This window comes from Shewanella sp. 125m-1 (genome assembly GCF_052977065.1).
In genome coordinates this window covers 14,595-28,036 of sequence record NZ_JBRILT010000058.1, presented here as the reverse complement: position 1 = coordinate 28,036, position 13,442 = coordinate 14,595, and the positions used below count along the sequence as shown (strand labels likewise).

General features: G+C 40.1%; 12 protein-coding genes. 7 read left to right on the top strand and 5 right to left on the bottom strand.

All coding sequences use genetic code 11. From position 1 onward, the window contains the following. Positions 1-160 precede the first annotated feature (160 nt). Positions 161-1,633 carry a D-alanyl-D-alanine carboxypeptidase/D-alanyl-D-alanine endopeptidase gene (gene dacB, locus ACVBIK_RS18825; protein ID WP_447162727.1) on the bottom strand — a complete coding sequence of 491 codons (1,473 nt, stop codon included), beginning with the start codon at positions 1,631-1,633 and terminating at the stop codon, positions 161-163. Positions 1,634-1,689: 56 nt separating this feature from the next. Then, on the bottom strand, positions 1,690-1,866 hold the full coding sequence (locus tag ACVBIK_RS18820) for a hypothetical protein (RefSeq protein ID WP_447159322.1): 177 nt from the start codon (positions 1,864-1,866) through the stop codon (positions 1,690-1,692). 253 nt (positions 1,867-2,119) lie between these two features. On the opposite strand from ACVBIK_RS18820, the gene ACVBIK_RS18815 reads away from it, so the two are divergent. The 4 genes from ACVBIK_RS18815 (at position 2,120) to ACVBIK_RS18800 (ending at position 5,151) form a co-directional block, all read left to right on the top strand. Beyond that, positions 2,120-2,452 carry a DUF1904 family protein gene (locus ACVBIK_RS18815; protein WP_447170264.1) on the top strand — a complete coding sequence of 111 codons (333 nt, stop codon included), beginning with the start codon at positions 2,120-2,122 and terminating at the stop codon, positions 2,450-2,452. A 10-nt stretch (positions 2,453-2,462) separates the two neighbouring features. Then, positions 2,463-3,776, top strand: a complete 1,314-nt coding sequence (gene pssA, locus ACVBIK_RS18810) for a CDP-diacylglycerol--serine O-phosphatidyltransferase (RefSeq protein ID WP_447159320.1) — start codon at positions 2,463-2,465, stop codon at positions 3,774-3,776. A gap of 139 nt (positions 3,777-3,915) precedes the next feature. Continuing rightward, complete coding sequence (locus tag ACVBIK_RS18805; protein ID WP_447170263.1) at positions 3,916-4,677, top strand: tRNA-uridine aminocarboxypropyltransferase; 762 nt, start codon at positions 3,916-3,918, stop codon at positions 4,675-4,677. 132 nt (positions 4,678-4,809) lie between these two features. Beyond that, positions 4,810-5,151 carry a hypothetical protein gene (locus ACVBIK_RS18800; RefSeq protein ID WP_447170262.1) on the top strand — a complete coding sequence of 114 codons (342 nt, stop codon included), beginning with the start codon at positions 4,810-4,812 and terminating at the stop codon, positions 5,149-5,151. Positions 5,152-5,324: 173 nt separating this feature from the next. Here the strand turns inward: ACVBIK_RS18800 and ACVBIK_RS18795 are convergent, their stop codons facing one another. From ACVBIK_RS18795 to ACVBIK_RS18785, 3 genes are all read right to left on the bottom strand, one after another. Next, positions 5,325-5,918 (bottom strand): response regulator transcription factor, encoded by a 594-nt coding sequence (locus ACVBIK_RS18795; protein ID WP_447159317.1) that lies wholly within the window; start codon positions 5,916-5,918, stop codon positions 5,325-5,327. Then, positions 5,911-7,707 carry a sensor histidine kinase gene (locus tag ACVBIK_RS18790; protein ID WP_447170261.1) on the bottom strand — a complete coding sequence of 599 codons (1,797 nt, stop codon included), beginning with the start codon at positions 7,705-7,707 and terminating at the stop codon, positions 5,911-5,913. The genes ACVBIK_RS18795 and ACVBIK_RS18790 overlap by 8 nt, the downstream gene beginning before the upstream one ends. A gap of 249 nt (positions 7,708-7,956) precedes the next feature. Beyond that, positions 7,957-9,195 carry an FAD:protein FMN transferase gene (locus ACVBIK_RS18785; protein ID WP_447170260.1) on the bottom strand — a complete coding sequence of 413 codons (1,239 nt, stop codon included), beginning with the start codon at positions 9,193-9,195 and terminating at the stop codon, positions 7,957-7,959. Between the two features lie 254 nt (positions 9,196-9,449). Between ACVBIK_RS18785 and ACVBIK_RS18780 the strand changes: the two genes are divergently transcribed. The 3 genes from ACVBIK_RS18780 (at position 9,450) to ACVBIK_RS18770 (ending at position 13,080) form a co-directional block, all read left to right on the top strand. Continuing rightward, positions 9,450-10,793, top strand: coding sequence for an FMN-binding protein (locus tag ACVBIK_RS18780; protein ID WP_447170259.1), 1,344 nt, complete (start codon positions 9,450-9,452; stop codon positions 10,791-10,793). An 84-nt stretch (positions 10,794-10,877) separates the two neighbouring features. Beyond that, entirely contained in the window at positions 10,878-11,918 is a 1,041-nt protein-coding gene (locus tag ACVBIK_RS18775) for a porin (RefSeq protein ID WP_447170258.1), read from the top strand. Positions 11,919-12,351: 433 nt separating this feature from the next. Then, entirely contained in the window at positions 12,352-13,080 is a 729-nt protein-coding gene (locus tag ACVBIK_RS18770; RefSeq protein ID WP_447162734.1) for an RluA family pseudouridine synthase, read from the top strand. The last annotated feature ends 362 nt before the right edge of the window (positions 13,081-13,442 follow it).

Sequence of the window (13,442 nt, the reverse complement as noted above, 5' to 3'; positions counted from 1 at the left end):
CCCAGAACAGTAAAACCAAGGCCTCAACGGTATGCCAAAAATAAAAATGCCGTTCACCTTAAGTGAACGGCATTACCACTTAACGTGGCGTTTTTGTTTTATTGTGTTTTTAGCTTATGTAAGATTATCAAACGGGAATGGTGAAAGTCCGAACAACAATTTAAGGTTCGCTATGCTTGTTATTTTTATTGTGAGCCGGAGTGCTTAAGTGATCACTTTGCAGTAACGACTGTAATAACAATACGCTAAAAGGCATGATCTCAACGTCTTTAACTGCTGGACTTTGACCATTTTCTAAGATCACAAAGGCACTAGTGAGTTCATCACCTTGCTTGATATAGCCTGCTAGATTAACAACGCCTTTCATTGACCCTGTTTTAGCCAGCACCTTTTCTTTTAACGGTGCAGCTGTAAACCCTGCACGATACTTTAGGGTACCACTCGCACCCGCTACAGGTAGTTGTTCAATGAGATAATTAAGCGATAAATCATTCTTTATAAGCAATAACACTTGAGCTAAATGTTCTGCACTAAGTAAGTTGTAGCGAGATAAACCCGAACCATCGACGATATTTGCGGTGGATAAATCGATTCCTTGCTGAGTGAGAATATGTTTCATAGCAGCGCTGCCGTTTACAAATGAACCAGGCACCCCATAAGTGTATTGCCCTAAACGCTTTAACAGGCTGTCTGCAATTAAGTTATCGGATTTTAGTAACATGGTCTCAATAAGCGCTGAAAGTGGCTTAGATTGATGCTCTGCGAGCAGTAAGGTATTAGCTGGGCGTTTATTGGTAAGTAATACATCCCCTTTTAAAGTGATCCCGGTATTGTTTAGGATATTTGCAAGGGTTCGTTGTGCGTAAAGGGCCGGATCTGAGATGGCGATAGCAAGCTTTAACGGCTTTTGCCCTTGATAGCAGCCACTGAGTATAAATTGATTATGTTGAAGGCGTTGAAGATTCAATTCGCAAAATGGCTGATTGCCCACTTTGTCAAATACGGCGGTACTAGTAATCGAAACCGGTTCAAACTGGCTAAAGGTGAGTTTACCTAGGTTCGTCGCCAGTGACGGGGTTAGCTTCGCTTTTACGCAATTCTTATTAAGAATATAACGTGAAACCGGCGCGGCATAACAGATCCCTAAATCATCCCACACCCAACCAGGGGCTTGTAAGGTTTCGGTTTGATCACCGACCAAATATAGGTTGCCGTCGATATGCTCCAAACCTTGTGCTTTGAGCTGTTTAAACAACAATCTTAAATCACCGGCGGTGAGAGTAGGATCACCGTCAAAGCGTAAGAACACATCACCCTCGATGCGTTGATTTTTAACTCCCACAAATGCATCAATTTGAGTGTTAAAGGTAAATGCTTTACCTAAAGCAGAAGATGCGGAAACCGCTGTAAGCAGTTTCATGGTACTGGCAGGAACAAATAGCCGGTCAGCATCCTTTCGGTAACTGGCTTCAGAGCGAGTCATAGGACTCACAACGACAGCCGTTTGCGAGGTTTTTGGCTCAATAACCTTAATAATATTTGCAAGGTAGCCGTTAGCAGATGCAAGAGCAGGCGAGAAACAAAGCGTTAAAGCTGTGGTAAACAAGGCTGTTTGTAAAAAGCATATTCTCAAAAGATTATCCTTGTAGTGGTCTCATATCGCTATGAACTCATAAAAATGGGTTTAGGCTAATCATTATCTGTCGGTTCATCTTTTTCCATTAGGCGATACAGCTTCAGTGTGACAAATAAAACCAAGCTAAAAAATAGCGGGATCACCAAGAAGCCTAGCTGCGCTTTAAAATGAAAAATAGCCCATGCAGCGAGGAGCATGACAGCGAGTGTAAGCAGGGTTTTTAGGTTCATCAATTAATCTCGGACGATAAAAAAGGGAGCTATATTAGCAAAAGTCACAGCTTTTATCAGTGACTCATACAGCAAACGATAGGGCTTTTTCATAAAATATTACTGTTATTTTATGGTATCAAACTGACTAAATATTTGGCTAACAGAGCAAGAAGCCACCGAAATTTGGTCCTAGAGACCGATATTGAGAGAAAAACCTTGCTCAAAGGCAGTTAAATCGGTAATTTCTATGCCCTTATCTAGGAGGATCTTTATGCCACATGTAAGAGTTAGCGGTTTACCTGAAACGGTAATTGCAACACTGAGTATCAACTTACTTGAGGCATTAGCCGACATCTGTCAGTCAAAACCAGAATCTTTCATACTCGATTGGATCAACAGTAGCAATTATCGTAACGGCAAAAAAGTCACCGATATCGCTCAAGTCGAGGTGTTATGGTTCCCTAAAGATCCTCAAACACACCATCGTGCAGAACAGGTTCTCCGTGAAGCCATATTAAAGGTTTATCCGGGGCTAGAACATATCATTGTGATGTTTAGACAGCTTGAACCAAGCACATATTTTAAAGATGGTCAGCACTATTAAGGAGAGAGCCTTGCTGAGTAAGCTAGGTGGCATACCGCTACAACCAGATTCGCTTTCTTGGTTATTGACGCCTAAAGCGTTAAAAGCTGAATTGTTATCTCGAATTGCAAGCGCAACGCATTCTATTTATATCGCCGCACTTTATTTAGAAGATGATGAAGCGGGGAGAGAGATCCTCGCAGCGCTGATGGATGCGAAGCAACAGAACCCTCAACTTGATATAAAAGTACTCGTTGATTTTCATCGTGCACGTCGTGGCCTTATTGGCCATAAAGGCGATAGCGGTAATTATTTAATGTATCGCAAGGTGATCGAGGCCGCTGAATATCCAATTGATATTCTAGGTGTTCCGGTTAAATCTCGTGAGTTTATGGGTGTACTTCACCTGAAAGGTTTTGTTATCGATGACGCGGTTGTTTTTAGTGGAGCAAGCATTAATAACATCTACCTGCATCAAGATGATAAATACCGTTTTGATCGTTACCATGTGATTGAATCTGCAGAGCTTGCACGCAGCATGCGTGACATGGTGAAAACATATCTCGTTAACGATGTTGCTGTCAGCTCTTTAACTCAACCTAAAGAAACAGAGCATTTACCAACTAAAGGCGAGGTCAGTAGCCTTAAACATCGTCTTTCAAAAGCTGAGTATCAGTTTAGCCAGACGAAAATAGGCAACCGGGTTACACCTTTAGTTGGTCTTGGCCGTAAAAATAACAAACTTAATAGGGTTATTGTTGCCTTAGTTGAAGAGTCTGAAGACACTTTGTTTATTTGTACGCCGTACTTTAATCCGCCATACATTTTAGTTAGGGCGTTGGCTAAGCATCTGCGTAAGGGTAAGAAGATTGATATCGTGGTAGGGGATAAAACGTCTAACGATTTCTATATTCCACCAGAAGAAGAGTTTTCTACTATTGGTGCTTTGCCTTACATGTATGAGCAGTCACTTAGAAAGTTTGCTAAACGTCAGCAATGGGCAATAGAAAACGGTCAGCTGAATATTCACCTTTGGAAAGATGGTCGTAATAGTTTCCATTTAAAAGGGATCAGTGCTGACGGTAAGCGCCATTTAATAACGGGTAGCAACTTAAATCCAAGAGCATGGGCATTGGATTTAGAAAACGGTTTGTTACTGCAAGATGAAAGTGAGTGCTGGAAAGAAAAGTTTGAACAAGAGCAAACGCATATTCTTGAGCATACTGAGCGTTTGTTCCATTACAGCCAAATCGAGACATTGCATAACTATCCAGCCCCTGTACGCAAGATCATGAAGCGCATTAAACGCTTAAAAGCAGATTTTTTGTTAAGGCGTATCCTGTAAGCTTAAGATTTTTGTGATGAAAAAGCCTGCTTATTAGTAGGCTTTTTTGTTCTCATACTTTTATCATTTGACTAATTTTTGCTAAATAGTTTTGCTAAATAACTTGGCGCAAAAGTTTTACTAAAAAGGTTTTGCGAAAATGAATTTGCCTAAACATGCTGTGCATCAACTGTATGAGTACAGAAAAGCTATCTCTTCAAGGCCTTTTACTGCAAGGGGCAAGAATGTAATACGCTGTCAACGTTGCTTGCTGTCAGAGACGCTTTGTACCTGTAGTTTGCGCAAGCAGATTGATAGTGATTTAGCGTTTATGCTGATCATGTACGATGATGAAGTACTTAAACCTAGCAACAGCGGACGGTTAATCGCAGATATTGTTCCTGATACGCATGCGTTTATTTGGTCACGTAACGAACCTAATCGTAAGATGCTGTCGATCATCAACGATCCTAAGTATCAGCCATTTGTTATTTTTCCGGCAGAATATGCGGTTGATGGACAATCGGTGGTTGATCGCGTAGAAAAAACAAAACTCGACCAAGATAAAAAGCCGCTTTTTATCTTATTAGACGGCAGTTGGCGTGAAGCTATTAAGATGTTTCGTAAGAGTGATTATCTGCATCAATTTCCGCTATTTTCTTTCTCTCCAGAATCGGCAGCGGCTTATGCCCTGAGAAAAGGGGCGAGAGATTTTCAATTGGGCACCGCTGAAGTGGCCTCGCTGGCGCTGTCAGCAGCTGGAGAAAACAAAAATAGTGCGGTGCTAGAAGCATGGTTTGCACTTTTCGTGGAGTCTTCATTGCGCGGACGAACTCGCAATGTTCGTGAGGCTTCAACATTAAGCCTGCTTAAGCAAAATTATTCTATTGCGTATCAGAACGCCTGTGGAAAAGATAAGTAGAGTAGGCGGTTAGGCGTGCGATTAGCCGTATAAAGTTAATCGGCAAATCAAGGAGTTGAATCTGCTGCTATTTGGGTTATGCTTACTATTTGATAGCTTTTTGTTTGAGCTATTAGTGATTAAGGAGCATCAATGGCAGCTGGTAATGTGTTATTTTTTGGCGGTTTAACTAAACCGTTTATTTCCTTTAGCCGTTATCTACTGCTCATACCTAGCATGTTTGTTTTTGTCCCCTCAAACGTGGCGCCATTAACCTGTAGTTCATCAGGTCAAGACTTGAGCATGTCAGATAACCTTATTGCAAAACGTAACATTCAAGAGGTGTTTACCTCTGTAGTATCGCTAACTCAATCGCGTAAGATACTGCTGGTAAAAAGTCGCTATAGTGCAGGGCTTGTCTGCCAGGACAAAGGTTGGGAGTTTTGTGCCAGATGGGCCAAATCAGGCCGTAGCCCTGGCAGTCGAATCGCTTAGTGATCTACTGTGTCGGCAAGTTTACTTGCGTATGATTTAAAACATATAAACGACTACATATGAGCTGCTGGATATGAGTTATCAATTAAAAGCTGGCTAGTCGCTTTAATCCTAGCGGTATCACATATCGCTGTATCAAGGGCTCAGTTTTCTTCTACTTGAACGCTTCTACATTACCTTTTTCCCATTAAGAATGCGAGTTCTGCAACGTTACTGACCTGCATTTTTTGCATGACTTTTTGACGATGTAGTTCAAGGGTTCGCTGGGCGACATTGAGCTCTGCCGCGATAACTTTATTAAGCTTGCCTTCAAGTACCTTGTTCATTACTTCATGCTCTCTTGGGGTAAGAGTCGCTAACTTATCACCTAAGGCTTGACGCTCCAGCTTTAGCTGCATGGTTTGCTCTGTTTGTTGACTTGCCTGATTGAGCAGTAGAACAAGCTTATCGCCATCTACGGGTTTTTCTAAAAAATCGAGGGCACCTTTTTGAATCGCTTGTACCGCCATCGCGATACTGCCATGACCACTGAGCATGATAACGGCAATAGGGCTCTGTGCTTGGGTCATATGAGTTAATAGGGCACTGCCATCCATTCCTGGCATCTGTACATCTAAGATTGCGATCCCCGGGCTATGCAAGTCAACTTGATGTAAGAAGGCATCTGCAGAGTTAAAGCCTTTAGGTTGATAACCTAGGCCGTTCAACATCCAGGTTAGCGAGTCTAATACAGCTTGATCGTCATCGACTAGATACAAATTAGTCATTTAAGGACTCCTTAATTGGTAATGTTATGGTCATGGTTAAACCCGCTTGTGGCGGCAGAGTATCTTGATTGAAATTGCTGGTCGCTTTTATTTGGCCATCATGTTCCTCGATGATGCGCTTACAGATCACCATGCCAAGACCTAAGCCATTCTCTTTAGATGTTTCAAAGGGAAAAAACAGACGTTCTAGTGCGATGTCACTCAGGCCACAACCATTATCTATAAATACAATATGGGCTTTCTGTCTATCTTTGGTTAGCGAGATTGAAAGCTTAGGATCGCTACTGGCTTCCATGGCATCGAGTGCATTACGGATAATGTTGACTAGCACTTGCTGGAGTAAGCTTGGATCCGCGAGTAATTCTACTTGCTCGCAGTTGATCGCTGGTGTTATTTGCATTCGGGCAAACTCTGCGGCCATTAGGCTTAATGTATCGTCTAAAATCTGATTGAGACTGCACTGTGTCATAACACTGGGTTGCTGACAGAAATGCCTAAAGCGCTTAATGGTTGCTTGAGCTCTATCGACTTGCTGAATAGCCTTTGTCATTGCATCTTTTAGATCAGCCTGATCATCTGATAATCGATAAATACAGCCCTGAGTTAAATAACGGATCCCGGCTAATGGTTGATTTAACTCATGGGCGATACCGGATGCCATTTCACCCGTTAATAATACGCGTTGGGCTTTATAGAACTGCTTTGTTTGTTCTAGTAAAGCTTTTTGTGTCTGGGTATGTTGTTCAACTTCAGCCTGAAGATCTTGGGTACGCAAAACAACTAAGCGCTTTACTCGTAAATGATAGATATAACCGAGTAAGAGTACGATTAACACGACGATAACCCAAGGAAGCGCACTCTTAAAAATTGAGGTCCAGTTGGTGACAAAAGGCCACTGTTGTAACTGCTTTAACAGTTTAAAGACTTCACTATCATTGACGGTTGCAGACCAAGAGTCATAACGGCCAACGATAGCCGCGGGCTCATCTTTAGTGATGGATAGCAATGAGCGAACAACGCGAGTTGCCAAAAGATGATCTGTTTTTCCTAATTTGGAGAATGAATAGTAAGGATAAAGCGCACTGGAGCTTTGGCAGTTGAAGTGAGTCTGTGGTTTAGTCAGCACTACATGCAGGCTATTTGGGGCTATCTCTCCTTTACTCACAGCGTTCTCTAAAACACAGGTTGGTAATATTGCGATATCAGCCTTGCCATCTAATACTAAATTGAGCAGTTTCTGTTGTGGAAAGCCGACAAAGTTGAGCTGTTTAAAATCGCTAAACGGGTTTAGGCCGTTATGCGCCATCTCTCCTGCGAATATTTGAAATCCGCCAAATGCTTGTTTATCTGTAGAAACCGCTGTTAGATATTTAAGAACCGCCATATTTGATACGTCGACATCTGCACGGGTAACTAATGCGGAACCAACGGACAACGTCGGCTGCTTATTATTTAAAGACACCAACGTCAGTATGCTGCTAGTACCATAATCCTTTTTGTAGCTCACCGCGGTTAACGCATTGGTAATTAAGAAATCTAATTTGCCTTGTGCAACATCTTGATCAAGTTGAGTCGGTGTTAGCACCACCAGCTCAAAGGGATGATTTAAGTCGTCCTCTAATTTATCAATGGTCGGTTGCCAACGCTTTTCTACTGTATCTGGATGTGTGAAAGCAAGCACCCCGACACGTACTGGACTGGCTTGAGTCGATTGTGCTGCGTAGGCATCACTAATAGAGCAGAAAATAAGAGTACTTAAGCTTACTAGGCCAGCTAGTTTTACCAACATCATTTAGCCCAACAGATAGGTGATTCAACAAGAGTTAAAACGCTATTATGACGCTTTTGTCGCTAAATGTTGGGAATACGCGGTCGTTAAGTGAAGCTAATCACGCTTTAGTTGCGATTGCGGAAAACCGCTATATAAAAAATAACCCGTAACTTTATAATTAGTTTACGGGTTAATATTATAATTCCATTGCTTGATTGAAGTTTATTTAATGTATCAATTAATTTTAAATCAACTTTAAATTATTGCTCAGTCATTTTTTAATCTATAGTCGTCAAATTTTTTAGATTCTACTTTATCGCCGGCTTCATTTAAGAACCAAACGGCTTCAATCTCATTGTGACTATTAGTATATTTAATCGCCTCATCTATAGGCATTAAAAATAACGCGGTTGAAATAATATCGGCAAAGAGTTGGTTGCTATTCATCACGATTGTTGTCGATATCCCAGATTCTTTTGGGTATAACGTCTTAGGATTAATGATATGGTGATATTCTTTACCATTAACCCTGTAGTACCGTAAATAATTACCGCTGGATACAACAGTGATATCATTACCGCTTATTATCTCATGGTATTGCTCTTCAAAGAGTTGGCATTGAGGCAAAGTATTATTATATTTTTTACATACTGGGTTTTCTACAGCTGTCGCAAACAGTCGCCCTTGAGGATGAATGCCGTAATGCCTAATATTGCCTCCTGCATTTATCATGAAGTTTTTTAGGCCATCGTTTTTCAATTGTCTGTAGAGCATTTCAGCCATCCACCCTTTAGCGATACCGCCAAGATCGATACTCATACCCGCTTGCATCTCTATGGTATTTTGTTCTGAGTCTAACGTTATATTGTCTATATTGGTTAATGGCTTAGCTAAATCAAGTGCTTTTTGAGTAGGAATGCTGCACTTATCCTGTTGTTTACGTTCGCCTTTACACTGGGCTCTATGACCTCGCCAAAGATCGATAACAGGCGATAATGCAATATTGAAATAGCCATTGGTTTTAGCATACCAGTCAATACTTGCTTGGATAAGCTCAGTGAGTTTAGGGTCAATAGTGTGCTTTTTCTCTGGCTCATTATTGATGCTTTTAATATTAGTGACGTGTGGGTAAGTACTGTAGTTCGATGCTAGATAATGGTATTTCTGGATTACATTTAACGCGTTACACAATGTTTTATCTAAATGTTCTGTTTCTTTGTCATATATATCGATACTTATTGATGTGCCAAAATACTTAAGTGTTGTTAGGTTCGTTTTTATCTCATCAGTTATTATAATTGCGTTACCTTCACACTGATATGGTCTACCTTTCGTGTCCACTTTAATGATGGTGAAATCTGGCGCTTCAGGAAAATTGTTTTGTGTTTGTGCATAAGCCGAATTAGATATCACGAACATGGAAAAAAGTAATCTTGATATAACTCTTTTGGAACGATTAAATTTAGAGCTGTTAGATACAGTACCGTTGGATGTAGTACCGCTCATTACGGACGAGTACATCATAGGTAATCTGCATGATTTACGCGAAGCTGGTATTTTATTCACATTACTCTCAGGCTTAGATGGCAATATTTAAATAAATATCATGGACAGTGAATTGAGTGAAAAACAACTTCTCGTTATGTTAACTCTGTCATATAAATAGAACTAAGCAAGCCTTATTGCGGAAAACCGCAATTGTGAATAAATTTAAAACTTATATTCTGAACTCAATGCAATAAACATTGAAGGCCGACAGAATGAAAACCTTAACATTATTCAATAAAACACTTGTAAGCAGCGCAATATTATTCGCCACCATGACACTTGCAGGCTGTTCAACAACCATGAGCCAAGGTAAGTATGCTGATGGTACTCATGATGTATCAGCTAAAGGCAAAAAAAGTGTAATCACGCTAACCGTGGAAGTTAAAAATGGTCATATCGTTGATATCAAAACAAAGTCTCATAAAGAAACTGAATCACTTTACTTAAATGCTGAGCGCTTATTGGCTAAAGTTGTGGCGAATAATGGCCATGAAGGTATTGATGCTGTTTCTGGTGCGACCTATTCATCGAATGGCATTTTAGAAGCGATTAACACTTTGCCTAGAGCCGATGGTAGTCAACCTGAATATGTGTCAGTAGGTGCAAAAGATGAATCAGCTGATGAAGATTTCAAACTGAAATGGTCTATTCAGCCTCAACTTGGTTTATTAAAGGGTGACTATTATTACCAAGAGGCCCGCTTCCGCCAAGGTCACATGGGTAGTGTAGCCATAGTTACCGAGCTTAAAAACTCAGATAACGTGATATTTGCAGAGTTTAATGAAAGTGGGCGTCCTAACTACTACACCCGTTTATACCAAGATGTCCCTAAGCGTATGTCTGAATATAACTTTTCTATGGGTAAGAAAAAGGGCACGGCTTGGGTTCAATCAGCTCTAACCATGGAAAAATTAATGGTAGAGCAAGACAAGCTAACTTTTGAGCTTAATCCTGATTTTGATCCATCGTTAGGCAATAAGCTTAAAGAACCGAATCGTTTAAAATACACCGGCATCGATGTTGTCGCTGGAGCCTCAAACAGCATTCAACAGTCTATGGTACCGCTAACTGCCAAAATTCATGCTCAGATCAATGGGGATGGTACTCATCAACGTTTTTATCAATACGCTGAAAAGCTCGTTGATAGCAAAGGTAAATGGACTGGCGTAACAGCCATGTTGCGTATTGTTGTCGACACCAATACTCAGCAAATTACCAAAGCTCATTACGACGAAATCTTTGCTGATGAGAAAGCTTCGATCACAGATGCGTCGCAAAAGAAGTTCTACCGTCAGTCAAAGTATGAATCTATTAATTACGTTGAACCGGCTCGAATTGGCTTTAACGTGATGATTGATGCGCTTAATGCTCATTTGCAGCAAGGCGGTTCATTATTCTTAATTAATGATCTACCTGCTACCGGCGATACCGGTAGCTATGCTGCGACGGGTTTCACTAAGCGTTCTAACTCTTGGGATACTTACTTGAAGCAAGCTGAGATCTTATATACGCAAATGCGCCAAGACGGCGTGATTGTTAAACACAAACAAAACTAATCCTGCTCTGGACGTCGACTCCTAATTGCCACAGAGCCAAGGAGTCTTCTTGCCTTTCAACGTATTAATACATTAAAAGAGAAGATGATGAAAACAATTAAACTGACTTTACTTGCCGCAGCAGTGTTAGCTTCACCAACTGTAATGGCTGATGCTTATAAATTTTATGGCCGCATTGATTACTCAATTACACACTCTGACAGCGGTAGTGCAACTCACAGTGGAAAAAGCGGTACCATTTTAGAAAATAACTGGAGCCGTCTTGGTGTTAAAGGTAACGCACCGTTAAATGATGATTTCAGTGTATTTTATCAAATTGAAGTGGGTGTTAATGGTGCAACTGAAGGTAAACAAAACAATCCCTTCTCGGCGCGTCCAACGTATTTAGGAATAAAGCACTCTACAGCAGGTCAACTTGCCGCAGGTCGTATTGATCCAGTTTTTAAAATGGCAAAAGGTACTGCCGATGCTATGGACATGTACTCGCTAAAGCATGACCGTTTATTTGCGGGTGATAAACGTTGGGGTGACTCACTAGAATATAAAACCGTTAAATGGAATAAAGTACAATTTGGTGCAAGTTATATTTTAGAAGATAACTACTACGGCGAAGATGATGTTCGTCGTGATAATGGTAATTATCAAGTTGCACTAACATATGGTGACAAGCTATTTAAAACAGGCGACCTATATCTAGCTGCAGCCTATACTGACGGTGTTGAAGATATAAAAGGTTTCCGCGCAGTTGCTCAGTATAAGTATGATAATTTAATGTTAGGTTCTATCTATCAGAGCTCTGAAATTGTTAATCCAAATTTAGATAACTGGCAGCAACGTGATGGTGATGGCTTTATTGTCAGTGCTAAATATCAAATTGATAAGTTGACGCTAAAAGCGCAATACGGACAGGATGATTCAGGTACAGGTAAAATTGCTGGGCGTGTATATGACAAGTTAGGCGCTGCAGCGACGGACGTACCAGAGGTGTCTCAATGGGCAATTGGTGCAGAATATCGCTTATCTAAGTCAACGAGAGTACACACTGAATTAGGCCAATTTGATGTAAAGCAGTACTCAGATTTTGATGATACTATCGCAAGTATTGGTTTTAGAATAGACTTTTAAGCGCTAAATTAATTCATAGTTTGCTCCTAGAGGGTGTACAAGGATGTGCACTTTCTTGGTTTACTCGACTTAGTTTCATGTACTATTTCTTCATAAAAGACTAGTCTATTTCATTTTAAAACTGACTGTTCTCTGCACCTATATTACTCTGTACTCATCATTTTCATGATCACTTCACAATCAGTCTCACAGTTACTCTCTCTGCCATGCTCATTATTGTTTAAATCAAAAATAATGATACTGCCACCAATTTTATTCATATATCTGACTTTTTATGTTGTTAAGTTAAAAATATCTCGGGTTTGCACTTTAATTATTGAATAATAATTCAAACTTACGCATAGCCATGCAGCAGCCTTAACTAAAACATCACTCGTTGATAAAGATAAACTCATGTATCATCCATCACATATTTTAGCACCTGGGATCACCAATGCTGCCAATCGTAGATGACTTTATCGCTCCGCCATGTTTTGAAGATATTACAATACTTTATCGGGACGATGATTTACTACTTATCAACAAACCCTCGGGCCTTTTATCTTTGTCGGGTAAGCATCCCGCTAATTTAGATTCGGTGCACCATAGATTAGTGAAAGATTTCCCCGGATGCTCTCTAGTGCATAGATTAGATTTGGGTACGTCTGGAATTATGCTGATCGCACTCAATAGGGGGATAAACGCGCTACTGTGTAAACAGTTTAGTGAGCGTAGCGTGTTAAAAAGATATAACGCACTTTTATTGGGAGCACTTGCTGATGATAACGGCTTGATATCGGCTCCAATTGCTAAAGACAAACCTAATTTTCCTATGATGAAAATCTGCGCCGAAAGCGGTAAACCATCTTGTTCCCGTTATAAGGTATTATCTAGAGAAAGATTTTCTGTCATTCCAACAGTACAAAAGCAAATGCTAATTGAGAATGTTGATGATAAATCTATAGATGTCACTCGAGTCGAATTAACGCCCGAAACAGGTCGTACTCACCAATTACGGATCCATAGTCAATACTTAGGTCATCCTATTATCGGTTGTGATCTTTATGGCACTTCATTTTCACATAAAGTGGCTTCAAGATTAATGTTGCATGCAACCCGACTTGAGTTTGATCATCCTATTACAGGCAAAAGAATACTAGGATATAGCCCATGCCCATTCTAGTTTCGAAGGTTATTTTGATTCAATTAATAATAGTTTGTAATGATAGCTTTTAATCTTCATCCTTTTGATTGGCATTTATGATTGATGTAATCCGTGGGGCGAGTAGTTAGTACTAATACTAAATTATTTGATTAGGTTATTTAAGTTAGCACCATCGTCATATGTCTACTTGTAACAGCTAACAAATATTTAGCTGATGTTCTAGATAAAAATCCCAGCTAGTTTTATATTTTACAGTGCTAATAAATACTTATCATTCAGCACTGAAAATATAACAATTGTGGAATTTAATTAATGTGATATACAATCAATATCAACATGTATAACTCGGTATTAATAATTGAGATTTACACTTTTTAAAG

Bases quoted from the DNA above. Each gene is read 5' to 3' on its own strand.
- ACVBIK_RS18820 (WP_447159322.1), bottom strand. From the start codon at position 1,866: ATGAACCTAAAAACCCTGCTTACACTCGCTGTCATGCTCCTCGCTGCA.
- ACVBIK_RS18815 (WP_447170264.1), top strand. From the start codon at position 2,120: ATGCCACATGTAAGAGTTAGCGGTTTACCTGAAACGGTAATTGCAACA.
- ACVBIK_RS18805 (WP_447170263.1), top strand. From the start codon at position 3,916: ATGAATTTGCCTAAACATGCTGTGCATCAACTGTATGAGTACAGAAAA.
- ACVBIK_RS18800 (WP_447170262.1), top strand. From the start codon at position 4,810: ATGGCAGCTGGTAATGTGTTATTTTTTGGCGGTTTAACTAAACCGTTT.
- ACVBIK_RS18795 (WP_447159317.1), bottom strand. From the start codon at position 5,918: ATGACTAATTTGTATCTAGTCGATGACGATCAAGCTGTATTAGACTCG.
- ACVBIK_RS18790 (WP_447170261.1), bottom strand. From the start codon at position 7,707: ATGTTGGTAAAACTAGCTGGCCTAGTAAGCTTAAGTACTCTTATTTTC.
- ACVBIK_RS18785 (WP_447170260.1), bottom strand. From the start codon at position 9,195: ATGAGCGGTACTACATCCAACGGTACTGTATCTAACAGCTCTAAATTT.
- ACVBIK_RS18780 (WP_447170259.1), top strand. From the start codon at position 9,450: ATGAAAACCTTAACATTATTCAATAAAACACTTGTAAGCAGCGCAATA.
- ACVBIK_RS18775 (WP_447170258.1), top strand. From the start codon at position 10,878: ATGATGAAAACAATTAAACTGACTTTACTTGCCGCAGCAGTGTTAGCT.
- ACVBIK_RS18770 (WP_447162734.1), top strand. From the start codon at position 12,352: ATGCTGCCAATCGTAGATGACTTTATCGCTCCGCCATGTTTTGAAGAT.